This is a genomic window from Frigoribacterium sp. CFBP 8759 (genome assembly GCF_014841655.1).
In the GTDB taxonomy this organism is placed as follows: domain Bacteria; phylum Actinomycetota; class Actinomycetes; order Actinomycetales; family Microbacteriaceae; genus Frigoribacterium.
In genome coordinates this window covers 608,276-631,573 of the sequence record NZ_JACYUH010000002.1, presented here as the reverse complement: position 1 = coordinate 631,573, position 23,298 = coordinate 608,276, and the positions used below count along the sequence as shown (strand labels likewise).

23 protein-coding genes are annotated in these 23,298 nt (G+C 69.3%); 4 read left to right on the top strand and 19 right to left on the bottom strand.

Translation table 11 applies throughout. From position 1 onward, the window contains the following. Window positions 1-6: 6 nt before the first annotated feature. Both rpsD and IFT79_RS08225 read right to left on the bottom strand, forming a co-directional pair. A complete protein-coding gene (gene rpsD, locus IFT79_RS08230) occupies window positions 7-636 on the bottom strand; it encodes a 30S ribosomal protein S4 (RefSeq protein WP_043592736.1) in 630 nt (209 codons plus the stop codon). Window positions 637-856: 220 nt separating this feature from the next. Continuing rightward, window positions 857-2,266 carry a replication-associated recombination protein A gene (locus IFT79_RS08225; RefSeq protein WP_082460229.1) on the bottom strand — a complete coding sequence of 470 codons (1,410 nt, stop codon included), beginning with the start codon at window positions 2,264-2,266 and terminating at the stop codon, window positions 857-859. Between the two features lie 65 nt (window positions 2,267-2,331). On the opposite strand from IFT79_RS08225, the gene IFT79_RS08220 reads away from it, so the two are divergent. The 3 genes from IFT79_RS08220 to IFT79_RS08210 all read left to right on the top strand — a co-directional run bounded on the left by IFT79_RS08220 (window position 2,332) and on the right by IFT79_RS08210 (window position 5,186). Further along, window positions 2,332-3,123 (top strand): peptidylprolyl isomerase, encoded by a 792-nt coding sequence (locus IFT79_RS08220; RefSeq protein WP_082460230.1) that lies wholly within the window; start codon window positions 2,332-2,334, stop codon window positions 3,121-3,123. Window positions 3,124-3,212: 89 nt separating this feature from the next. Next, window positions 3,213-4,442: a DUF349 domain-containing protein gene (locus IFT79_RS08215; protein ID WP_056045363.1), complete on the top strand. Its 1,230-nt coding sequence runs from the start codon at window positions 3,213-3,215 to the stop codon at window positions 4,440-4,442. Between the two features lie 102 nt (window positions 4,443-4,544). Continuing rightward, window positions 4,545-5,186, top strand: coding sequence for a hypothetical protein (locus IFT79_RS08210; RefSeq protein WP_192123614.1), 642 nt, complete (start codon window positions 4,545-4,547; stop codon window positions 5,184-5,186). On the opposite strand, the gene IFT79_RS08205 is transcribed toward IFT79_RS08210, so the two are convergent. The 15 genes from IFT79_RS08205 to IFT79_RS08135 all read right to left on the bottom strand — a co-directional run bounded on the left by IFT79_RS08205 (window position 5,165) and on the right by IFT79_RS08135 (window position 20,313). Further along, the gene (locus IFT79_RS08205) at window positions 5,165-7,309 is read right to left on the bottom strand and encodes a RelA/SpoT family protein (protein ID WP_235452715.1); all 2,145 of its coding nucleotides are present in this window, start codon (window positions 7,307-7,309) and stop codon (window positions 5,165-5,167) included. The genes IFT79_RS08210 and IFT79_RS08205 overlap by 22 nt on opposite strands. A gap of 237 nt (window positions 7,310-7,546) precedes the next feature. Next, window positions 7,547-7,897: a rhodanese-like domain-containing protein gene (locus IFT79_RS08200; protein ID WP_192123612.1), complete on the bottom strand. Its 351-nt coding sequence runs from the start codon at window positions 7,895-7,897 to the stop codon at window positions 7,547-7,549. Then, window positions 7,894-8,904 (bottom strand): protein translocase subunit SecF, encoded by a 1,011-nt coding sequence (secF, locus tag IFT79_RS08195; protein ID WP_192123609.1) that lies wholly within the window; start codon window positions 8,902-8,904, stop codon window positions 7,894-7,896. Before secF ends, IFT79_RS08200 begins: the two co-directional genes overlap by 4 nt. Continuing rightward, the gene (secD, locus tag IFT79_RS08190; protein ID WP_056045374.1) at window positions 8,904-10,667 is read right to left on the bottom strand and encodes a protein translocase subunit SecD; all 1,764 of its coding nucleotides are present in this window, start codon (window positions 10,665-10,667) and stop codon (window positions 8,904-8,906) included. The genes secF and secD overlap by 1 nt, the downstream gene beginning before the upstream one ends. Window positions 10,668-10,763: 96 nt before the next feature. Next, window positions 10,764-11,177, bottom strand: a complete 414-nt coding sequence (locus tag IFT79_RS08185) for a preprotein translocase subunit YajC (protein ID WP_192123607.1) — start codon at window positions 11,175-11,177, stop codon at window positions 10,764-10,766. A gap of 79 nt (window positions 11,178-11,256) precedes the next feature. Beyond that, window positions 11,257-12,282 carry a Holliday junction branch migration DNA helicase RuvB gene (ruvB, locus tag IFT79_RS08180; RefSeq protein ID WP_056045381.1) on the bottom strand — a complete coding sequence of 342 codons (1,026 nt, stop codon included), beginning with the start codon at window positions 12,280-12,282 and terminating at the stop codon, window positions 11,257-11,259. After that, window positions 12,279-12,893 carry a Holliday junction branch migration protein RuvA gene (gene ruvA, locus IFT79_RS08175; protein ID WP_123570109.1) on the bottom strand — a complete coding sequence of 205 codons (615 nt, stop codon included), beginning with the start codon at window positions 12,891-12,893 and terminating at the stop codon, window positions 12,279-12,281. The genes ruvB and ruvA overlap by 4 nt, the downstream gene beginning before the upstream one ends. Beyond that, window positions 12,890-13,465: a crossover junction endodeoxyribonuclease RuvC gene (ruvC, locus tag IFT79_RS08170; protein ID WP_043592720.1), complete on the bottom strand. Its 576-nt coding sequence runs from the start codon at window positions 13,463-13,465 to the stop codon at window positions 12,890-12,892. Before ruvC ends, ruvA begins: the two co-directional genes overlap by 4 nt. A 9-nt stretch (window positions 13,466-13,474) precedes the next feature. Beyond that, window positions 13,475-14,236, bottom strand: a complete 762-nt coding sequence (locus tag IFT79_RS08165) for a YebC/PmpR family DNA-binding transcriptional regulator (RefSeq protein WP_056045387.1) — start codon at window positions 14,234-14,236, stop codon at window positions 13,475-13,477. Between the two features lie 38 nt (window positions 14,237-14,274). Then, window positions 14,275-14,880, bottom strand: coding sequence for a pyridoxal 5'-phosphate synthase glutaminase subunit PdxT (pdxT, locus tag IFT79_RS08160; protein WP_123570110.1), 606 nt, complete (start codon window positions 14,878-14,880; stop codon window positions 14,275-14,277). A 22-nt stretch (window positions 14,881-14,902) separates the two neighbouring features. After that, window positions 14,903-15,817: a pyridoxal 5'-phosphate synthase lyase subunit PdxS gene (pdxS, locus tag IFT79_RS08155; protein ID WP_123570111.1), complete on the bottom strand. Its 915-nt coding sequence runs from the start codon at window positions 15,815-15,817 to the stop codon at window positions 14,903-14,905. Between the two features lie 23 nt (window positions 15,818-15,840). Then, on the bottom strand, window positions 15,841-16,425 hold the full coding sequence (locus IFT79_RS08150; RefSeq protein ID WP_446718856.1) for an HIT family protein: 585 nt from the start codon (window positions 16,423-16,425) through the stop codon (window positions 15,841-15,843). 2 nt (window positions 16,426-16,427) lie between these two features. Next, window positions 16,428-18,365, bottom strand: a complete 1,938-nt coding sequence (gene thrS / locus IFT79_RS08145; RefSeq protein ID WP_199859613.1) for a threonine--tRNA ligase — start codon at window positions 18,363-18,365, stop codon at window positions 16,428-16,430. A gap of 194 nt (window positions 18,366-18,559) precedes the next feature. Then, window positions 18,560-19,009: a Fe-S cluster assembly sulfur transfer protein SufU gene (gene sufU / locus IFT79_RS08140; RefSeq protein WP_123570113.1), complete on the bottom strand. Its 450-nt coding sequence runs from the start codon at window positions 19,007-19,009 to the stop codon at window positions 18,560-18,562. After that, entirely contained in the window at window positions 19,006-20,313 is a 1,308-nt protein-coding gene (locus tag IFT79_RS08135) for an aminotransferase class V-fold PLP-dependent enzyme (RefSeq protein WP_192123960.1), read from the bottom strand. Before IFT79_RS08135 ends, sufU begins: the two co-directional genes overlap by 4 nt. Before the next feature lie 221 nt (window positions 20,314-20,534). On the opposite strand from IFT79_RS08135, the gene IFT79_RS08130 reads away from it, so the two are divergent. Further along, a complete protein-coding gene (locus IFT79_RS08130; protein WP_192123605.1) occupies window positions 20,535-21,761 on the top strand; it encodes a cobalamin-independent methionine synthase II family protein in 1,227 nt (408 codons plus the stop codon). Window positions 21,762-21,839: 78 nt separating this feature from the next. Here the strand turns inward: IFT79_RS08130 and IFT79_RS08125 are convergent, their stop codons facing one another. Further along, window positions 21,840-22,643, bottom strand: coding sequence for an amino acid ABC transporter ATP-binding protein (locus IFT79_RS08125; protein ID WP_199859517.1), 804 nt, complete (start codon window positions 22,641-22,643; stop codon window positions 21,840-21,842). Next, a complete protein-coding gene (locus IFT79_RS08120; RefSeq protein WP_056045410.1) occupies window positions 22,633-23,298 on the bottom strand; it encodes an amino acid ABC transporter permease in 666 nt (221 codons plus the stop codon). The genes IFT79_RS08125 and IFT79_RS08120 overlap by 11 nt, the downstream gene beginning before the upstream one ends.

Genomic DNA, 23,298 nt, shown 5'->3' with positions numbered 1-23,298 from the left:
CGAGTTCTAGCGCGCGGCGTAGTACTCGACGACGAGCTGGACCTCGCAGGTCACCGGGACCTCGACGCGCTTCGGGCGACGCACGAGGCGGGCCTGCAGCTTGTCGATCTCGACCTCGAGGTAACCGGGCACCTTGGGCAGCAGGTCGACGTGACCGCCGGCCGCGGCGACCTGGAAGGGCTCGGTCTTCTCGCTGCGCTCCTTGACGTGGATCATCTGACCCGGCTTGACGCGGAACGAGGGGCGGTCGACGAGCTTGCCGTCCACCAGGATGTGGCGGTGGACGACCATCTGACGGGCCTGGGCCGTCGTGCGGGCGAAGCCGGCACGGAGGACGAGGGCGTCGAGACGGGTCTCGAGGAGCTCGACCAGGTTCTCACCGGTCAGGCCCGAAGCCTTGCGGGCCTCGTTGAAGACGATCTTGAGCTGGGCCTCGCGGATGCCGTACTGGGCGCGCAGGCGCTGCTTCTCACGCAGACGGACGGCGTAGTCGCTGTCGGTCTTGCGCTTGGTGCGGCCGTGCTCGCCGGGAGCGTAGGGGCGCTTCTCGAGGTAACGAGCAGCCTTCGGGGTCAGGGCGATGCCGAGGGCACGCGAGAGACGGGTCTTGCTGCGGGTACGTGACTTGGTGGACACTTGTTCCTTTTTCTTGTCGGTGGTTCGTCAGGGACCGCCCCAGCGCGCGAGCGCCGGGCGGCGTAACAAGAGGGGTGAGTGCCGCGGTGGCGACCGGCTACAGGTCGTCGCACCTTGATCGGGTCGTCGTCAGCAGCCGCGCGTCGACGCCCGAGAACAGGCAACCCCCCGAGCATACAGGAGCTCGGGCGCCGATGCGAGCAGCCGGTCGGTCGTGCCGTCAGTGCCCGCGGGTGATCCGGCGCAGCTTCTCGAGACGGGCCGCCACGTCGCGTTCGTTGCCGTTGGCGGTGGGATCGTAGTACTCGTGGCCGACGAGTTCGTCGGGGAGGTACTGCTGCTCGACCACCCCGAACTCGGAGTCGTGGGCGTAGCGGTAGCCCTTCCCGTGCCCGAGGCGCCGTGCCCCGGGGTAATGGGCGTCGCGCAGGTGCTTGGGCACGCGGCCCGCCTTGCCGGCCCGGACGTCCGCGATCGCGGCGTCGAGGGCGGAGTAGGACCGGTTCGACTTGGGTGCGGTCGCCAGGTAGACGACGGCCTCGGCCATCGGGATGCGTCCCTCGGGCATGCCGATCATCTGCACGGCGGTCGCGGCCGAGACCGCGACGGTGAGTGCGTTCGGATCGGCCATGCCGATGTCCTCACCCGCCGACACGATGATCCGACGGCAGATGAAGCGGGGGTCCTCACCCGCCTCGATCATGCGGGCGAGGTAATGGAGCGACGCGTCGACGTCGGACCCCCGGATGGACTTGATGAAGGCGCTGATGACGTCGTAGTGCTCGTCGCCGTTGCGGTCGTACCGCAGCAACGCCCGGTCGACCGACTGGGCGACGATCTCGGACGTGATCGTCGGACGGTCGTCGTCGGGATCGTTCTCGTCGTACTCGGCGTCGGGATCGAAGTCGGCGTCGGACGCGTCGTCGGCCGAGGCCGCCGGCACCGCGTCGGCCTCGAGCTTCGTGGCCCACGCCGACTGGGCGGACGCCTCGAGGGCCGTGAGCGCACGTCGGGCGTCACCGGAGGCCAGTCGGACGATGGTGGCCAGGGCTTCGTCGTCGAGGCGCACGGATCCGTCGAGACCGCGGGGGTCGCCGACCGCCCGCTGGACCAACTGGGCCAGGTCGTCGTCGCTGAGCTGTTCGAGCGTCAGCAGGAGCGAACGGGACAGCAGGGGCGTGATGACCGAGAAGGACGGGTTCTCGGTGGTGGCGGCGATGAGGATGACCCAGCCGTTCTCGACGCCGGGCAGCAGGGCGTCCTGCTGCGCCTTGGTGAAGCGATGGATCTCGTCGAGGAAGAGCACGGTCGTCGTGCCGTAGAGGTCACGGTTCGACAGGGCCTTCTCCATCACCTGTCGGACGTCCTTGACTCCCGCGGTCACGGCTGACAGCTCGATGAACTGTCGGCCGGAGCTGCGGGCGATGGCCTGGGCGAGGGTGGTCTTCCCCGTACCCGGCGGACCCCAGAGGATGACGGAGACGGCCCCCTGGTCGGCACCCGTGCCGGACGCCAGGGTGACCAGAGGCGAGCCGGGCCGCAAGAGGTGCCGTTGACCGGCGACCTCGTCGAGGGTGGTGGGACGCATGCGGACCGCGAGAGGGGTCGAGCTCTGCGGGAGCGGGCTCATGGTGACCCATGCTAGACCGGCCCTCCGATACAGTGCAGGCTGGACATCACCGAGCTGGAGGACCCGTGGCACCGAGCAAGAACCCGGACCGTGAGAGCCGGGACCGGCTCCGCAGGTACACCGCTCGTCAGCAGGTGCACGCGACGCAGGTCGCCCGACGCCGTCGGGACAACGTCCTCGCCGTGACCGCCGTCGTGGTCGTGGTCGGAGTCGCGGCCGTGTCCCAGGTGTTCTGGTCGACCAGCGGTCCCGGTGCCCCCGCGGCGGCTCCGTCTGACGCGCCCAGCGCCTCCTCGACGCCCGCCGCCGGCGAGAACGTCGGGGACGTGCCCAGCGAGGCGATCGCCGACGGCCGCTCCTGGACGGGCGGCCTCACGCTCAATGACGGCGTCGAGCTCGGGATCGAACTGGACGGGGCGAAGGCCCCGCAGGCGTCGAGCGTCGTCATCGACCTCATCCAGAAGGGCTTCTACACGGGGACGACCTGCCACCGCATGAGCGACGCCGCGACGGCGAAGTTCATCCAGTGCGGGTCCGCCAACGGCGACGGGACGGGCGACGCCGGTTTCACCTTCGGCCCACTCGAGAACGTCCCGTCGGACGGCGTGTACCCGACGGGGACGATCGCCATGGCTCGGAGCACCGACCCGTACTCGCAGTCGACGCAGTTCTTCATCACCTACGGCGACACCACCCTCGACGGCTCGACGGGTGGTTACACCGTGGTCGGACGCGTCACGAGCGGACTCGACCAGCTCGAGGCGCAGATCACGGACGCGGGCCTGACTCCCGGTACGAGCGAGACCGACGGCGCTCCCGTCGTGCCGACGACGATCACGGGCGCGACCATCGAGTAGTCCGCCGCGGTCCGCTGTGCAATAGGCTGAGCACCCATCGTGGTGGCCTGTCCTGGTCCCGCGACGAGCACGTTCAGCAAGGGATAAAAGTGGCTACTGACGATCAGGCACCCTGGGGCCGCGTCGCCGACGACGGCACGGTCTACGTCCGCGAGGGCGACGGCGAACGCGCCGTGGGGCAGTACCCCGACGCGACGCCCGCCGAGGCTCTCGCGTACTACGAACGCAAGTTCATCGAACTCGCCGGGCAGGTGACGTTGCTCGAGCAGCGCATCAAGCGCGGCGCATCGGCGGGCGACGTCGTCAAGACGGTCACCCACCTGCGCGAGCAGCTCGTCGAACCGAGCGCGGTCGGGGATCTCGAGGCCCTGCGCCTTCGGGTGTCGGCACTCGACTCCACGGTCGACGAGCTGACGCAACAGCAGAGCGCCGAGGCACAGAAGGCCCTCACCGAAGCGGTCGCCTACCGCACCGCTCTCGTCACGGAGGCCGAGGCCCTGGCGGCCCAGGACCCCGCCCGCGTCCAGTGGAAGCAGGTCACGGCCACCCTCGACGACATCTTCGCCCGGTGGCAGAAGCATCAACAGGACGGTCCTCGCATCCCGAAGGGCGAGGGCAACGACCTCTGGAAACGATTCCGTGCTGCGCGCACCACCATCGACCAGCACCGCAAGGCCTTCTACGCCGAACTCGACGCGACCCACCGTGACGCTCGTCAGCGCAAGCAAGCCCTCGTCGAAGCGGCCGAGGCCCTGGCGCCGAAGGGTGTCGACGGCATCTCGGCCTACCGGGGGCTGCTCGACGACTGGAAGCGCGCCGGCCGTGCCGGGAAGAAGTACGACGACGCCCTCTGGGCGAAGTTCAAGCGTGCAGGCGACGTCCTCTACGCAGCCAAGTCCGAGGTCGTCGCGCAGGACACCGCCGAGTACGAGGGCAACCTCGAACAGAAACTCGAGCTGCTCACCGAGGCCGAGAAGATCCTGACGGTCACGGACCGGGTCCCGGCGCGCGAGGCCCTCACCTCGATCCAGCTGCGATGGGACGAGATCGGTCGCGTTCCTCGCGAGCAGGTCCGGGTGGTCGAGGATCGCCTCCGCAAGGTCGAGTCCCACGTGCGTCAGCTCGACGAGCAGTTCTGGGAGAAGAACAACCCCGAACGCCAGGCACGGTCCCAGGGGCTCGCGAGCCAACTGCACGACGCCATCAGCAAGCTCGAAGACGAACTCGCGACGGCCGAGGCCAGCGGCGACGCTCGTCGTGTCCGCGAGGCTCGTGAAGCTCTGGACGCCCGGAAGGTCTGGCTCGACGCCCTGGGCTGACCGTCCGGGGCCGACCGCCCACCGACGTCGCGAACCGTCCGATTCTCCACAGGGAGGGTCGGGCGGTTCGTCGTCGTCGGCAGGGTCGGCCAGGCTGGGCGCATGCCTGCTCGTCTCCCCCTGGTCCTGACCGACGACGACCTGCCCGAGCCCGAACTGCGTGCGGCTGCACTGGACGGGCAGGTCTACGCAGTCGGTGGCTCGTGGCGCAGCGTGGCCGAGATCGACGATGCCGGGGGCCGGGCGATCGCGATCGGGATCGCCCTCGGCGCCGGAGTCGTCGCGGCCGAACGGAGTGCCGCCTGGGTCTGGGGTGCCCGAGGCCCGGCACCACTCCCCCACTCCGGGCTGGTGGTGTCGCCGGCCAGGGTGAAGCATCGTGGTCGGGGTTCGATCGTCCGACAGGTCGTCATCGACGAGGGCGAGATCGTCACCGTCCATGGTGTGGCCGTCACCACACCGGCCCGGACCGTCGTCGACCTCGCTCGCTGTGAGGGCTGGGCGTCTCAGGACGAGACGGCCGCGCGGGACGTCGTGTCTCAGCAGGGCGTGACGTACGCCGACGCGATCGCCGTCCTCGATCGACGTGGACGGCTCCCCCATCGAACGCGAACCGTGGAGCGGCTCGGTCGAGTCTGTTCAGCCGGCGCCGACGCGGCCCTCGTCGACGACGAGGTGCGACGAGACGCAGGCCCACCCGGTCCGTCGGAGGAGGCAGCGTCTCAGCCGGCGCTGACCCGGTAGACGTCGTACACGGCGTCGATGCGTCGGACCGCGTTCAGGACGCGATCGAGGTGGGTGGTGTCACCCATCTCGAACACGAAGCGGCTGAGGGCCAGGCGTTCGTCAGAGGTCGAGACGCTCGCCGACAGGATGTTGACGTGGTGCTCGCTCAGGACCCGGGTGACGTCCGACAGCAATCCGCTGCGATCGAGGGCCTCGATCTGGATCTGCACCATGAACACGCTCTTGGACGACGGAGCCCACTCGACCTCGATCATCCGCTCGGGCTCTTTCAACAGACCTTGGACGTTGTGGCAGTTCGCCTGGTGGACGCTGACGCCCTGGCCGCGGGTCACGAATCCGACGATCTGGTCGCCCGGCACGGGCGTGCAGCACTTGGCGAGTTTCACCAGGATGTCCGGGGCCCCTCGGACCAGCACGCCCGAGTCGCTGTTGCGCAACGGCCGTGCTCGACCTTGGCTGGGGAACTCGAACTCGCCTTCGTCGACCTCGGTCTGCGTGTGGACCGCGGCGAGGATCTTCTCGATGACGGACTGGGTCGAGATGTGGCCCTCGCCGACGGCCGCGTAGAGACTCGACACGTCGTCGTACCGCATGGTGGCGGCGACTTCGGCGATGCTGTCCTGGGTCATCAGCTTCTGGAGCGGCAGGTTCTGCTTCCGCATGGCACGGGCGATGGCGTCCTTGCCCTGCTCCATGGCCTCGTCGCGGCGTTCTTTCGTGAACCACTGCCTGATCTTGTTCCGGGCGCGGGGGCTCTTGACGAAGGCGAGCCAGTCCTGGCTCGGCCCCGAGTCAGGATTCTTCGAGGTGAAGACCTCGACGACGTCGCCACTCGACAGGACGCTCTCGAGGGGCACGAGGCGACCGTTGACCTTGGCGCCCATCGTGCGGTGTCCGACCTCGGTGTGCACGGCGTAGGCGAAGTCGACCGGGGTCGCTCCCGACGGCAGGCCGATGACCTTGCCCTGAGGCGTGAAGACGTAGACCTCCTTCGCGCCGATCTCGAAACGGAGGCTGTCCAGGAACTCACTGGGGTCCGCCGTCTCGGCCTGCCAGTCCGAGATGTGGGCGAGCCAGGCCATGTCCGTCTCGGTCTTCGCTCCGCCCTGGTCGTCGCGCCCGCCGTTCATGCGCTGCTTGTACTTCCAGTGGGCGGCCACGCCGAACTCGGCCCGCTGGTGCATCTCGTGCGTGCGGATCTGGATCTCGACGGGACGTCCCTTGGGACCGATGACGGTCGTGTGCAGCGACTGGTACAGGTTGAACTTCGGCGTGGCGATGTAGTCCTTGAAGCGGCCGGGGATCGGGTTCCAGCGGGCGTGGATCGAGCCCAACACGGCGTAGCAGTCGCGAAGCGAGTTGACGAGGATGCGGATGCCGACGAGGTCGTAGATCTCGTCGAACTCCCGACCCCGGACGATCATCTTCTGGTAGATCGAGTAGTACTGCTTGGGCCGACCCATGACGTCGCCGCGGATCTTCGTTGACTTGAGGTCGGACTTGACGGCGTTGATGACGTTCTGCACGAACTGCTCGCGTTGCGGCGTGCGCTGTTTGACCAGGTTGTCGATCTCGACGTAGAGCTTGGGGTGGAGCACCGCGAACGAGAGGTCCTCGAGCTCCCATTTGATGGTCTGGATGCCGAGCCGGTGCGCCAGGGGGGCGTAGATCTCGAGGGTCTCGGTGGCCTTGCGGGTCGCTGACGCCGACTCGACGAAACCCCAGGTGCGAGCGTTGTGCAGCCGGTCGGCGAGCTTGATGACGAGGACCCGGATGTCTTTCGACATGGCCACGACCATCTTCCGGACGGTCTCGGCCTGAGCGCTGTCGCCGTACTTGAGCTTGTCGAGCTTGGTGACCCCGTCGACGAGCATCGCGATCTCGTCCCCGAAGTCGCGCTGGAGCATGGCCAGTGTGTAGTCGGTGTCCTCGACGGTGTCGTGCAGCAGTGCAGCCGCGACGGTCTTGGCGCCGATGCCCAGATCGGCGAGGATCTGCGCCACCGCGACGGGATGGGTGATGTACGGTTCGCCGCTCTTGCGCAGTTGCCCCGTGTGCGCCTTCTCGGCCACCGAGTAGGCCCGCTCGATGATGACGATGTCGGCCTTGGGATGGTGCATGCGCACGGTCTTGATCAAGCGGTCGACGGCGCCCGCCGGTTGGCTGCGCGAGAAGAGTCGAGGCAGGAGCGTCCGCAACGAGGCCGTGTTCTGACCGCCGGGCGTCTCGGGCGGTGCGGAGTTGTTCCGTGTGGTGATCTCGGTCACGGCTGCACCTCGTTCTCTCGGGTCGGAGCGCCACCGCCGGCCGTCGTGGTCGGACGTGGACTCCGTGGGGTCAAGGGTACCCGTCGGCCGTCAGTCGACCGACGCCCCGGGGCGGCCGTCGTCTGCCACGACCGTGCCCCCCGCGTCCCGCCAGGCGAGCATCCCACCGACGACGTTGCGGGCGTCCACGCCGACGCCTCGGAGGGCGTCCGTTGCGCGGGCCGACCGCATGCCGGAGTGGCAGACGACGAGGACGGGGCGGTCGGTGGGGACCTCCCCGACCCGTTCGTTCAGCTCGGACAGTGGGATGGACGTCGCGCCGGGCGCATGACCTTCATCCCATTCGTGCGGTTCTCGGACGTCGAGCACGTAGGTGCCGTCGGACAGGGCGTCGATGGCGGCGTCGGCCCCGATCTCGGGTCGACGGTGGTCGCCGATCATGCGCCCACCGTCTCGTCGACGGTGAGGGGCTCGGTCTTCTGTGCCTCGAGCTTGCGGGCATCGCGTTTCGCGATGTCCGGCTCACGGAGGCGGAGCGTGGCGTAGAGCGGTGAGGCGATGAAGATCGTCGAGTAGGTACCGACCAGGATGCCGATGAAGAGCGCCAGGGAGATGTCGCGGAGGGTGCCCGCTCCCAGGACGAATGCCCCGATGAAGAGGATCGCCGCGACGGGGAGGAGCGCCACGACCGACGTGTTGATCGACCGGACCAACGTCTGGTTGACGGCCAGGTTCACGGACTGTCCGAACGTGCGTCGTGAGTTCTCGCCGTCGTCGGCGGTGTTCTCGCGGATCTTGTCGAACACCACCACGGTGTCGTAGAGCGAGTAGCCGAGGATCGTCAGGAAGCCGATGACCGCCGCCGGGGTGACCTCGAAGCCGACGATGCCGTAGATGCCCGCGGTCAGCACGAGGTCGTGCAGCAGGGCTGCCATGGCGGCCAACGACATCTTCCAGGTTCGGAAGTACAGCGTCATGCCGATCGCGGCGAGGATCAGGAAGATCACGAGACCCTTGATGGCCTGGCTCGTGATGTCGGCACCCCATGAGGCACCGATGAAGGACGAGGTCACTCGATCGTCGGGGACGTCGTACGCGGTGGCCAACGCCGCCGCCACGTCGTTCGTCTGAGCGGCTTCCAGCTGCGAGGTCTGCACGCGGATCGTGTCGGTGCCGACCTGGGTGACCCGCGGGTTCGAACCGGGTACGACCTCGTCGACGGTCGTCGTGGCGACGTCCTGGTCGAGTTCGGCCGGCTGGGCGACCTGGAACTCCGACCCACCCGTGAACTCGATGCCGAAGTGGAAGCCGCCGCGGAGGAACGGGACGGTGACCGAGATGAGGATGACCAGGGCGGCGATCCAGTACCAGCGGCGGCGGTGGCCGACGATGTCGTACGACCGGGCACCCGTGTAGAGGTCGTTGCCGAATTTCGAGAAACTGGCCATCAGGAGTCCTTCTTCCCTTCACCGGCGGTCGACGAGTCGACGCGCTCGGTGTTCTTCTCGGCGGCTTTGCGCTCGGCGATGGTCTGACGCTTGACGGCCTCGCGACCGCCCGCTTGCTTGCGGCCGACAACGGCCGGGGTTCGGAACTGCGCCCGCCCCCGGTAGACGGCGCCGAGGGCGCGTGGGTTGAGCCCGCTGAACGAGTGGCCTTCGCCGAAGAACCGCGTCCGGGCGATGAGCTGGAGCATGGGGTGGGTGAACAGCGAGACCACGATCAGGTCGATCACCGTGGTGATGCCCAAGGTGAGCGCGAAGCCCTTGACGTTGCCGACCGCGAGGATGAAGAGCGTGATGGCCGCCAGGAAGTTCACCGTGTCGGACGCGATGATCGTGCGGATGGCGCGCTTCCAGCCCGATTCGACGGCGCTCTCGAGGATGCGACCGTCGCGGAGTTCGTCCCGGATGCGTTCGAAGTAGACGATGAATGAGTCGGCCGTGATGCCGATGGCCACGATCAGACCGGTCACCCCCGCCAGCGAGAGGCGGTAGCCCTCTCGCCAGGACAGGATGGCGATCACGAGGTAGGTGAGCACGGCGGCGATGACCAGCGACAGGACGGTCACGAAGGCGAGGGCCCGGTACTGGATCAGCGAGTAGATGACCACCAGGATCAGGCCGATGAGGCCGGCGATCAGGCCGCTGATCAGCTGGGTCTGTCCGAGGGTCGCGGTGATCGTCTCGTTGCTCTGGACCGAGAAGCTGAGCGGGAGGGCACCGAACTTCAGCTGGTCGGCGAGGGTCTTCGAGGAGTCCTGCGTGAACTGGCCCGTGATCTGGGCCCGGCCGTCGGTGATGGCGGCGTTCGCGGACGGCGCCGTGATGACCTGGTTGTCGAGGGTCACGGCGAACTGGTTCTGCGGCGCCTGCAACGAGACGAGGCGCGAGGTGACCTGGGAGAACCGGTCGGTGCCCTGGCCGTTGAACTCGAGGTTCACGGCCCAGGTGTTCGTCGAGTTGCCCTGCGAGTCGGCGGCGAGGCCGTTCGTGGCGTCGCTGATGTCGGAACCCTGCACCTCGACCGGGCCGAGGATGTACTTGGCCGTGCCGTCGGTGGAGCAGGTGACCAGTGGCTCGTCGTCACGGGCCGTGGCCAGGTCGTTCTCGGCCGCGCAGTCGTAGTTCTGGTAGAGGTCGGCGAGCTGGGGGGTGATCCAGGCCAGGTCGGACGCGTTCGTCGGGGACGCGGTCGGCGTGCTCTCGAGCTCGGGGTTGGGGGTGTAGGGCGTGGCGCTCGGGCTGGCCGTGGCGCCGTCGCCTTCTCCGCCGACCGCGGCGTTCGAGACCGCCTCGGTGTAGAGCACGGGGCGGAAGGTCAGCTTGGCCGACGCCTCGATGCGTTCGAGGGTCGCGTTGTCGGGTCGTCCCGGGATGGACACGACGATGTTCTGCGTGCCCTGCTTGGTGATCTCGGATTCCGAGACGCCGGCCGAGTCGATGCGCTGCCGGATGATCGTGACCGCCTGGTCCAGCTGCTCCGACGACACCGTCTCTCCGCTCTGGAGCTGGGCCGCCAGGGTGATCTGCGTACCGCCCTGCAGGTCGAGGGCCAGTTCGGGCACCCAACTCGCTCCGTTCCACCACCCGTCACGACCGGAGTCGTTCAGGAACGTGGCCGTGCCGTTCAGGGCCGTGAGGCCGGCGATGATGACCAACAACCAGGTCAGGGATCGTATTGCTTTCTTCACCGGCGTCGAGCGTGCCACGGAGGAACTCTGCTTTCTCATGGGAGCGCGCGCTCACGTGGAGCGCGCGCCGTGGATCGGACCCGGCCGCGCCAGGCGGCCGAGGCGGTCGTCGGGTCAGGCCTTGGTGTCGGAGTCCTTGGCCACCGTCGAGTCGACCGGGGCGGACGTGGCGCGTTCACCGAACTCGGGAGCGTCGTCGATGACGCGGTCGTGGTCGGTGGAGCCGTCGGCCAGCGAGTCGGCGTCGTCGGCGACGGGTTCGTCGATGACCGGTTCGACGACGCGACCCAGGGTTTGACGGTGGACCTTGAGGACGGTGCCGGGCGAGACCTCGACCTCGGCCACGTTGTTCTCGTCGTCGATGGAGACGACGGTGCCGTAGACGCCGAACGAGAGCATGACCTCGACGCCGGGGACGAGCTTGTTCTGCAGTTCGGCCTGCTGACGGTCGCGCTTCTTCTTGTTGCGGAACATGAAGACGACGAGGACCACCAGGAGGAGGACCATGATGAGGGTTGCGGGATCCATGCGGAACTCCCTTTCGCTGTTGGGGGTGTGGGCCGAGCGGGACTCGCTTCAGCGAGCGAAGGCCTCGGACCTGCAGGAATTATAGGTCATCGCCGAAGAGCGCCCCTGAGGCGTGCGCCAGACCGAAGTGCCGCCAGGCCTCGGGAGTGGCGATGCGTCCCCGCGGCGTGCGGGTGAGCAGGCCCACCCGGACGAGGAACGGCTCGACGACCGACTCGATCGTGTCGGCCTCTTCTCCCACCGAGACCGCGAGGGTGTTGAGGCCGACGGGTCCGCCGCCGAACCGGGTCAGCACCGTCCGGACGACCTCACGGTCGAGCCGGTCGAGCCCCAGTGAATCGACGTCGTAGAGATCGAGCGCTTCGCGCACGGTCGTCAGGTCGGCATCCCGCCCGTGGACGAGCGCGTAGTCGCGGACGCGTCGGAGCAGGCGGTTCGCGATGCGAGGCGTGCCCCGGCACCGTCCGGCGATCTCGGCCAGGGCGGCACCGTCGATGACGATGCCGAGGAGGGACGCCGCCCGGCGGAGGACCTCGGTCAGCTCGGCCTCGTCGTAGAACTCGAGGTGCGCCGTGAAGCCGAACCTGTCGCGCAGGGGGTTGGGCAGCAGTCCGCTGCGGGTGGTCGCACCGACGAGCGTGAAGGGCGACAACTCGAGGGGGATGCTGGTCGCTCCTGCCCCCTTGCCCACCATGATGTCGATCCGGTAGTCCTCCATCGCGAGGTACAGCATCTCTTCGGCCGGCCGTGCCATGCGATGGATCTCGTCGATGAAGAGCACCTCCCCCGGCACGAGCGCGGAGAGGACCGCGGCCAGGTCGCCCGCGTGCTGGATCGCGGGACCCGACGACATCCGCAACGGCCGAGCCCCTTCGTGGGCCACGATCATGGCCAGGGTCGTCTTGCCGAGCCCGGGCGGTCCGGCGAGCAGGATGTGGTCGGGGGTGCGGCCCTGCATCGTCGCGGCCTTGAGCAGCAGCTCGAGCTGGCCCCGCACCTTGGACTGCCCGACGAACTCGCCGAGCGAGGTGGGCCGCAGCGCCCCTTCGAAGGCCAGCTCGGCCTCGGACTCGAGCGTGGGACGGGTCAGGTCGTCGTCGCTCACGCTCGGGCCCCGGTGGACTTCTGCGGACCGAGGTGACCGAGTGCGGCACGCAGCAACTGCGGCACGGCCACCGCGACGGCGTCGCCACGGTCCGCCACGACGGCGTCGATGGCGGCCTGCGCCTCACGGTCGGACCACCCGAGCCCGACCAACGCGACGAGCACGTCGGCAGCCGTCGTCGACGCCGCCGTGACGGTCGGCGCGGTCGGTGCCACGTCGAGCTTGCCGGTGAGCGAGAGGACGATGAGCTTGGCCGTCTTCGGCCCGATGCCCGAGACGCGTCGGAACGCGGCGTCGTCGTCGTCGGCGACGGCGGTGGCGACCTGATGGGGCGTGAGCGTCGACAGCACGCCCTGGGCCGACTTCGGGCCGACGCCGGTGACGCTGCGGAGCAGGTCGAAGACCTCGAGTTCTTCGCGGTCGGCGAAGCCGAAGAGCGAGAGGTCGTCTTCTCGGACGATCAACGCCGTGTGGACGAGCGCCTGCTCGCCGACGCGGACCGTCAGTGCGAGCTGTGGGGTGACCGAGACGCGGAGGCCCACGCCGCCGACCTCGACCACGACCGATGTGCCGGACGCGGACAGGACGGTACCGCGGACACTGGAGATCATGCCCCCAGCCTAGGAGTGCGCACCGACTTCTCGGCGTCGCGCCACGCTCGCTGGGCCGGCGTGAGGGAACCCGAGGAGGCGCGGGCAGCGACGGGCGCACCCCGCCAGGCATGGCAGATGGCCAGGGCCAGGGCGTCGGCGGCGTCCGCCGGCCGGGGCGCCTCGGCCAGCCCGAGCAACCGGGCGACCATCGTGCCGACCTGCTTCTTGTCGGCCGACCCGTACCCGGTCACGGCAGCCTTCACCTCGGACGGCGTGTGCAGCGTGACGGGGATCTCGCGTTCGGCTGCGGCACGCAGGGCGAGGCCGCTGACCTGTGCCACCCCCATGACGCTGCGGACGTTCTGTTGGGCGAAGACCCGCTCGATCGCCATGGCGTCCGGCCGGTGCTCGTCGATGAGCGCCTCGAGACCGCGACCCAGGGCGAGGAGACGCAACTCGAGGGCGAGGTCGGGGGCGGTGCGGATGACCTGCACGTCGACCAGGGTCGCACGCCGCTGGGCGTCGACCTCGACCACCCCGACCCCGCATCGGGTGAGCCCGGGGTCGATGCCGAGCACCCGGAGCGTCACCGCGGCGGCCTATTCTTCGTCGTCGAGCGCGGCCTGCACGTCGGCGGGGACGTCGTGGTTCGCGTAGACGTTCTGAACGTCGTCGTCGTCGTCGAGGGCGTCGATGAGTCGGAAGACCTTGCGTGCCGTCTCGAGGTCGACCTCGATCTTGAGCCCGGGCACGAACTCGATGTCGGCCGAGTCGTAGTCGATGCCGGCGTCCTGGAGGGCCGAACGGGCCGGGACCAGGTCGGAGGCCTCGGTGACGATCTCGAAGCCTTCACCACGATCGGTGACCTCTTCGGCTCCGGCGTCGAGGACGGCGGCGAGGACGTCGTCTTCGGTGAGGTCGTCCGTCTTCATGACGGCGATGACGCCCTTGCGGCTGAAGTTGTAGGCCACGCTGCCGGGGTCGGCCATGGTGCCGCCGTTGCGCGACATCACCGTACGGACGTTGGCGGCCGCGCGGTTCTTGTTGTCGGTGAGGCACTCGATCAACAACGCGACGCCGTTGGGGCCGTACCCCTCGTACATGATCGTCTGGTAGTCGACGCTCTCGCCGCTGAGACCGGCACCGCGCTTGACGGCCCGGTCGATGTTGTCGTTGGGGACCGAGGTCTTCTTGGCCTTCTGGACGGCGTCGACCAGCGTGGGGTTGCCGGACATGTCGGCCCCGCCCTGCTTGGCCGCGACCTCGATGTTCTTGATGAGCTTGGCGAACGACTTGGCACGTCGACTGTCGATGACGGCCTTCTTGTGCTTGGTCGTTGCCCACTTGGAATGCCCGGACACGGTGCTCCTTCAGACTGCTGACGTGGATCGCGACGAGTCTACCGCGACGCCCGCGCGCGGGCCTTGTCGAGGAACCGCGAGTGGAACCGCAGGTCGTCGGTGACCTCCGGGTGGAACGAGGTGCCCATCAGAGGGCCTTGCTCGACGGCGACGACCCGGCCGTCCTCGAGGACGCCGATCGCCGTCGCGGCCGGCCCGACCGCGTCGACCACCGGGGCGCGGATGAACACCGCGTGCACGGGTGGACCGTCGAGCACGGGGACGTGGACGTCGGTCTCGAACGAGTCGGTCTGGGAGCCGAACGCGTTGCGCCGGACCGAGACGTCGAGGCCCCCGATGCTCTGCTGGCCGGGGATGCCGTCGACGATGCGGTCCGCGAGCATGATGAGGCCGGCGCAGGTGCCGTAGACGGGCAACCCCGACCCGATCGCCCGTCGGAGCGGCCCGTCCAGGTCGAACGTCCGCGACAGCTTGTCCATGACGCTGGACTCGCCACCCGGGATCACCAGACCGTCGATCTCGTCGAGCTCGGTGGCTCGGCGTACGGGGACGGCCTCGGCCCCCAACGAGGTCAGGACGGCCAGGTGTTCACGGAAATCGCCTTGCAGGGCCAGGACGCCGACCCGGGGCGTTCGTTCGGGCATCACCGACGATCGACCCCCGAGGTCACCAGCCGCGCTCGGCGAGGCGGTGCGGTGCGGGGAGGTCGGGCACGTTGATGCCGACCATCGCCTCGCCGAGACCGCGCGACGCGTCGGCCACGACCTGGGGGTCGTCGAAGAAGGTGGTGGCCTTGACGATCGCCTTGGCACGCTCGGCGGGGTTGCCCGACTTGAAGATGCCCGAACCGACGAAGACGCCGTCGGCACCGAGCTGCATCATGAGAGCCGCGTCGGCGGGTGTCGCGACGCCGCCCGCGGTGAAGAGGACGACGGGGAGCTTGCCGGTCTCGGCGATCTCTTTCACGAGCTCGAAGGGAGCCTGCAGTTCTTTCGCGGCGACGTAGAGCTCGTCGGACTTGAGCCCACGGAGCTGGGCGATCTCTTTCGAGATCGTGCGGATGTGCTTGGTGGCCTCGGACACGTCACCGGTGCCGGCCTCGCCCTTGGAGCGGATCATGGCCGCGCCCTCGGTGATGCGACGCAGCGCCTCGCCCAGGTTGGTGGCCCCGCAGACGAAGGGGACCGTGAAGTTCCACTTGTCGATGTGGTTGACGTAGTCGGCCGGGCTCAGCACCTCGGACTCGTCGATGTAGTCCACGCCGAGGGTCTGGAGGATCTGGGCCTCGACGAAGTGGCCGATGCGGGCCTTCGCCATGACGGGGATCGAGACCGCCGCCACGATCTCGTCGATCATGTCGGGGTCGCTCATGCGGGCGACACCGCCCTGGGACCGGATGTCGGCGGGAACGCGCTCGAGGGCCATGACGGCCACGGCCCCGGCGTCTTCGGCGATCTTCGCCTGCTCGACGTTGACGACGTCCATGATGACGCCGCCCTTGAGCATCTCGGCGAGACCGCGCTTGACGCGGCTCGAACCGGTGGTGGAGGACTGGTGGGAGGCAGGGGTCGTGTCGCTCATGATGGCCCCTATCTTAGGCCCGATCAGACCGCCGACGCCGCCGTCGGCGTCGTGCCGTCGCCGTCCCTCGGCCAGGCCTCGGAGACCGCGACGCGGACGTCGCCGAGCAGCTGCGTGACGGCCTTCGTCTGAGCGATGATCGGGAAGAAGTTCGAGTCGCCGCCGTAGCGCGGCACCACGTGTTGGTGCAGGTGGGCCGCGATGCCGGCTCCGCCGACCTGCCCCTGGTTCATGCCGATGTTGAAGCCCTGCGCGTGGGACACCTGTGTGAGGACCCGCACGGCGGTCTGGGTCAGGGACGCGATCTCGGCCACCTCGTCGGAGGTGGCGAGGTCGTACGTGGAGACGTGCCGGTACGGGCAGACCAGCAGGTGCCCCGGGTTGTAGGGGTAGAGGTTGAGCAACACGTAGGCGTGTTCGCCCCGAGCCACGATGAGCGCCTCGTCGTCCGACCTCGAGGGGGCACTGCAGAACGGGCAGGAGTCGTCGTGGGCGCCCTGGCCCGCCTCGACGTAGACGGCGCGGTGCGGCGTCCAGAGTCGCTGGAACGCGTCCGGGACCGCGGCGAAGTCGGCGGAGGACTCGGCCGCAGACCCGTCGGCGACCACGCTCAGACCTGGGCCTTGGTCTCGATGGCGGCGACGATCTTGGCGATCGCCTCGTCGAGCGGCACGCCGTTCTCCTGCGAGCCGTCCCGGTAGCGGAAGCTGACGGCCCCGGCCGCGCGGTCGTCCTCGCCGGCGATCAACTGGAACGGCACCTTGGCCTTGGTGTGCGTGCGGATCTTCTTCGGCATGCGGTCGTCGCTGTGGTCGACCTGCGCCCGGACGCCGACCTCGCGCAGACGCGCCACGACGCCGTCGAGGTAGTCGCCGTACTCGTCGGCGACGGGGATCGCCACGACCTGGACGGGCGCCAGCCAGACCGGGAAGGCCCCGGCGTAGTGCTCGGTGAGCACGCCGAAGAAGCGCTCGATCGAACCGAACAACGCCCGGTGGATCATGACCGGACGCTGACGCGAGCCGTCGGCCGCCGTGTACTCGAGGTCGAAGCGCTCGGGCAGGTTGAAGTCGAGCTGCACCGTCGACATCTGCCAGGTGCGTCCGATCGCGTCACGTGCCTGGACCGAGATCTTCGGCCCGTAGAACGCCGCGCCGGCCGGGTCGGGAACGAGTTCGAGGCCGGTCTCTTCTGCGACCTGCCTCAGCGTCGCCGTCGCCTCGTCCCAGGTGGCGTCGTCGCCCACGTACTTCTCGGGGTCCTTGGTGGACAGCTCGAGGTAGAAGTCGTCGAGGCCGTAGTCGCGCAGCAGGCTGAGGACGAAGTCGAGCGTGCCCTTGAGCTCGGCCGCCATGTCGTCACGGGTGGTGAAGATGTGCGCGTCGTCCTGGGTCATGCCGCGCACGCGGGTGAGCCCGTGGATGACGCCGGACTTCTCGTTGCGGTACACGGTGCCGAACTCGAACAGGCGCTGTGGCAGGTCACGGTAGGACTTGGCCGACGAACGGTACGCCAGGATGTGCATCGGGCAGTTCATCGGCTTGAGGTAGTAGTCCGCACCCTGACGGGTGATCTCGCCCTCGTCGTTGCGTGCCTCGTCGAGGTGCATCGCCGGGAACATGCCGTCCTTGTACCACCCCAGGTGGCCCGAGGTCTCGAACAGGGCCGCCTTGGTGATGTGCGGCGTGTAGACGAACTCGTACCCGGCCTTCTCGTGGCGCTCGCGCGAGTAGTCCTCCATCTGGCGACGGATGATGCCGCCCTTCGGGTGGAAGATCGCGAGACCCGAGCCGATCTCGTCGGGGAACGAGAAGAGGTCGAGCTCGGCGCCGAGCTTGCGATGGTCGCGCTTGGCGGCCTCCTCGAGTCGGGCCTGGTAGGCGCGCAGGTCGTCCTTGGTGGGCCACGCCGTGCCGTAGATGCGCTGCAGCTGGGGGTTCTTCTCGGATCCGCGCCAGTAGGCCGCAGCCACGCGCATCAGCTTCGTGGCGTTGCCGAGGAGGCGCGTGCTGGGCACGTGGGGACCGCGGCAGAGGTCGAACCAGACGACCTCGCCGGTCTTGGGGTCGAGGTTGTCGTAGACCGTGAGCTCGGCCCCGCCCACCTCGACCGACTCGCCGTCGGCGCCGAGCTCGTCGGCCGACCCGCCCTTGAGCCCGATGAGCTCGAGCTTGAACGGTTCGTGGGCGAGCAGCTCGCGGGCCTCGTCGTCGGTCACGACGCGACGACGGAAGCGCTGGCCCTGACGGATGATGCGCTCCATGCCTTTCTCGATGGCTTTGAGGTCGTCGGGGGTGAAGGGCTCCGCGACGTCGAAGTCGTAGTAGAAGCCGTCGGTGACGGGCGGTCCGATGCCGAGCCTGGCCTCGGGGTTGATCTGCTGCACCGCCTGGGCCATCACGTGCGCAGCCGAGTGCCGGAGGATGGCCAGGCCGTCGGGCGAGTCGATCGTGACCGGCTCGGCCACGTCGCCCGCGTGCAGTTCGGTCGCGAGGTCGCGGAGCTCGCCGGACACGCGGACGGCCACGACCGACTTGTCGGTGAACAGCTCGGAGCCGGTCGTCGTCGCGGTGGCCTCGACGGCCGAGAGGCCGGTCGCGGCTGAGGAGGCGGTCGGGTCGATGTCGGTCTGGTCGGACACGGCGGTGGTTCCTATCGTCGAGGGGCGGGGACCACTTTAGTCGCCGACCGACCGCCGACCGGTCGACCAGGGCCTCGACGGGCGACGAGGCCCGGGTCGGCTCAGACGGCGCGCAGTTCGGTCGAACAGGCCTCCGCCGCGACCCACGCGAGCATGCCGCACTTCACCCTCATGACGAACTTCGAGACCCCGTGGAACACGACCGCGTCGCCGAGGACCTCGTCGTCGGGCTCCCCGGCGCCCCGGGACCGCATCATCTCGCGGAACTCCCCGACGAGTGCGTCGAGCTCGGTCAGCGTGCGACCCGGAGCCAACTGCGCCAGCACCGAGGCGGAGGCCATCGAGATGCTGCAGCCGGCGCCCTGCCAGCGGAGGTCGGCGATGCGGTCGGTCCCGGGCTCGAGGGCGACGCGGACGGTGATCTCGTCACCGCAGGTCGGGTTGCGTTCGTGGTGCTGCGCGTCGGCCCCGGGCAGCTCGCCGTCGCCGTGCCGCGCCTTGGCGTGGTCGAGGATGACCTGCTGGTACAGGCCGTCGAGGGCGGCGCTCACCGCGCCTCCTCGGCCTTCTCGTCGACGGGCTCCGGGCCGACGACGCCGAAGTAGCCGCGGACCTCGGCGACCCCGGCGACCAGCCGGTCGACCTCGTCGCTCGACGAGTACAGGTAGGTGCTGGCCCGCGTCGTGGCCGTCACCCCGAGACGCCGGTGCAGTGGCTGGGCGCAGTGGTGGCCGACCCGCACGGCGATGCCGAGCGCGTCGAGGAACTGGCCCACGTCGTGGGCGTGCACCCCGTCGACGACGAAGCTGGCGAGTCCCGATCGCGGCACGCCGGCGGGCGGGCCCACGACCGTGACGCCGTCGACGGCCTCGAGGCCGCGGACGAGCAGGTCGGCGAGGGCCTCCTCGTGGGCGCGCACCCGGTCCATGCCGACGGCGTCGAGGTAGCGCACGGCCTCGGCCAGGGCGACGGCCTGGGACACGGGCTGCGTGCCGGCCTCGAAGCGCTGCGGAGCGGGGAGGTACTCGGAGCCCTCCATCGTCACCGTCGTGATCATCGAGCCGCCGGTCCGGAACGGCGGCAGGGCGTTCAGCAGTTCCGCCCGGCCGTAGAGGACGCCGATGCCCGTGGGCCCCAGCATCTTGTGGCCCGAGAAGGCGGCGAAGTCGACGTCGAGGTCGTGGAGGTCGACGGGGCGGTGCGGGACCGACTGGCAGGCGTCGAGGACGACGAGGGCGCCGACGTCGTGCGCCAGCGCCACCAGCTCGGCGACGGGCGCGACGAGGCCGGTGACGTTCGAGACGTGGGCGAAGGCGAGGAGGCGCGTGCGGGGTCCGATCACGGCGGCCGCGTCGGCGGTGGTCCAGGTGCCGTCGTCGCGGACCGGCACGAATCGCAGGCTGGCACCGGTCGTCGCGGCGAGTTCTTGCCACGGGACGAGGTTCGCGTGGTGTTCGGCCTCGGTGACGACGATCTCGTCGCCGGGCGCGAGGGCGAAGCGTCGCGCGGCCTCACCACCCCGCCCGTGCGTCGCGTTCGCGACGCCGTACGCGACGAGGTTGAGGGCGTCGGTGGCGTTGGAGGTCCAGACGATCTCGTCGACGTCGGCACCGACGAAGCGGGCGACCGTCTCGCGCGCCTCTTCGTAGGCCTCGGTCGACAGGGCGGCGAGCGTGTGGGCGCCCCGGTGCACGGCCGAGTTCGTCGTCTCGAGGAAGCGCCGCTCGGCGTCGAGCACGGATGCCGGCCGTTGGGCGGTCGCCCCCGAGTCGAGGTAAGCGAGCGGCTCGCCGTTGACGTCCTGCCCGAGGAGCGGGAAGTCGGCGCGCAGACGGCGGGCGTCGTCGTCGGACAGCCCCGGACGGTGGGTGGATGGTGCGGAGGAGGTGGTGGTCACGGTGTCCCTTCCCGTCGATCGTACCGAGGCCCCCCGAGGGGCCCGGCTCCGGCCGACACGGGACGCAACGGCTGACGGCCGCGCGGTGTTCCCGACCCCGTGGCTGTGACGCCCCGTGTCGCGGACGTCGCATACGTCGGGGGTCGGGGCCAGAGTGGTGGCGACGAACGGAGCACACCATGACGACCACCCCCGGCCGCATCGAGACCACCCACGCGGGAAGCCTGCCGCGCACGCCCGAGCTGATCGCGGCGAACGACGCGCGCGCGCTCGGCGGGGATGGCTTCACCCTCGAGCGCACGCCCGAGTTCGACGCCCTGCTGACCGACGCCGTCGTCGATCTCGTCCGGCGCCAGAACGATCTCGGCATCACCATCGTCGGCGACGGCGAGTACGGCAAGGCGATGACGAGCGCCGTCGACTACGGCGCCTGGTGGTCGTACTCGTTCCAGCGCGTGAGCGGTCTCTCGTTGACGGGGTCGGACATCTTCAGCCAGCCGGCCGTGCGGTCCTCGCCCGGCGACGTACGACTGACGTCGTTCCCCGACCGCCGGGACTGGCGGGCCTTCCACGACGCCTACACCGACCCGACTTCGGGCATCGGCACGGGCTCGGGTGCCACGCCGTTCCCGAGCACGACGGGACCCCTGGCCTACGTCGGACACGCCGCCATCGCCTCGGACATCGCCAACCTGAAGGCCGGGCTCGAGGCGAGCGGTTCGACCTCGGGCTTCCTCACGTCGTTGTCCCCGGGCAGCGGTGCCCGCATCGCCAACGACTTCTACGCCACCGAGGAGGAGCACATCGGGGCCTGGGCCGAGGTGCTGCGCGAGGAGTACACGGCGATCGTCGAGGCCGGCCTGACCGTCCAGATCGACGACCCCTCGATCGCCGAGAACTGGGACCAGATCAACCCGGAGCCGAGCGTCGAGGACTACCGGGCGTTCACCCGAATCCGCGTCGAGGCGCTCAACCACGCCCTCCGCGGCCTGCCGCCGGAGCAGGTGCGCTTCCACCTCTGTTGGGGCTCGTGGCACGGTCCCCACACGACCGACGTCGAGTTCCGTCACATCGTCGACCTCATGCTCGAGATCGACGTCGGCTCGTACTCGTTCGAGGCGGCCAACGTCCGTCACGAGCACGAGTGGAAGCTCTGGCGCGACGTCGAGCTGCCGACCGGCAAGACGATCGTGCCGGGTGTCGTCAGCCACGCCACGAACGTGGTCGAACACCCCGAACTCGTGGCCGACCGCATCGAACGGTTCGCCTCGCTGGTCGGCCCCGAGAACGTCGTCGCCTCCACCGACTGCGGCCTGGGCGGTCGCATCCACCCGCAGATCGCGGTGGCCAAGCTGGCCTCGCTCGGCGAGGGCGCGCGCATCGCCTCGCACCGCCTGTTCGGCTGAGCGTCCGCGGCGGAGTCGACCCGCGCCTCCTGGTCCGCGATCGAGGAGGCGCGGGTCGCTCGTCGCGCCGACGTCCCGTCAGTCGTCGAGCGGCTTGAGCACCCGTTGCAGGAACTGCTGCGTGCGGACCTCGCGGGGGCGGGACAGCACGTCGGCGGGACGGCCCCGCTCGACGACGACGCCGGCGTCCATGAAGAGCAGCTCGTCGGCCACGCGTCGGGCGAACTCGAGCTCGTGGGTGACGACGATCATCGTCCAGCCCTCGTCGGCGAGTTCCTTCACGACGGTGAGCACGTCACCGACCAGTTCGGGGTCGAGGGCCGAGGTCGGCTCGTCGAAGAGCAGGAGTTCGGGCCGCAGGGCGAGCGCGCGTACGATGCCCACGCGCTGCTGCTGGCCTCCCGAGAGCTCGGCCGGGTAGGCGTCGGCCTTCTCGGCGAGGCCCACGCGCGCGAGGAGTGCCTCGGCCTCGGCCCGCGCCTCCTTCGGATCGCGTCCCTGGACGCGCACCGGTCCCTCGACGACGTTCTGCAGCACCGTGAGGTGCGGGAACAGGTTGAAGTGCTGGAACACCATCGACGAGCGGTCGCGGAGGGCGAGCAGGTCGCGCTTGCCGACCGTGGTGCCGAAGTCGATCGAGCGGCCGTCGGAGAGCGTGACGACTCCCCCGTCGGGCACCTCGAGGCTGTTGAGCGACCGCAGCACGGTCGTCTTGCCCGAGCCCGAGGGCCCGATGATGGCGACGACGCGTCCGCGGCGGACCTCGAGGTCGATGCCGCGCAGCACCTCGTTCGAGCCGAACGCCTTGTGCAGCCCCCGGACGGTCAGCACGGGGGCACCGGTCTCGTCGGCCGGCCGGGGCGGGGTGACGTCAGCGGGCAACGTGGCGGTCCAATCTCTTCTCGAGGGCGTCCTGCCCGAACGACAGGATCAGGCAGATCACCCAGTAGACCAGGGCGGCCTCGAGGTAGATCAGCAGGAACTGGTTCGAGACGGTGGCGATCTGCTCGGCCTGACGGAACAGCTCGACGACGAGGATGACGCTCGCCAACGAGGTGTCCTTGACCAGGCTGATGAAGGTGTTCGACAGCGGGGGCACCGAGACGCGCGCCGCCTGCGGCAGGATGATCCGCCGGAGGGCGAGCCCCCGCGACATGCCGATCGTGTGGGCGGCCTCCCACTGGCCCTTGGGCACCGAGAGGATGGCCGCGCGGATGACCTCGGCCGCGTACCCACCGACGTTCAAGGAGAACGCGATGATGGCGCTGGGCCACGGATCGAGCTTGACGCCGATCGACGGAAGGCCGTAGAAGACGACGAAGAGCTGCACGAGCAGCGGCGTGCCCCGGATGATCGAGATGTAGACCCGGGCGATGCCCGCGAGCGCCGCCTTGCCCGACAGGCGCATCAGCGCGATGACGACGGCGATGACCAGCCCGATCGCCATCGACGCGAAGGCGAGCGGGATCGATGCGACGAGCGCCCCCGACACGATCGGCCAGAGCGACCGCCAGAAGAGGTCGAGGGAGGACTGCAC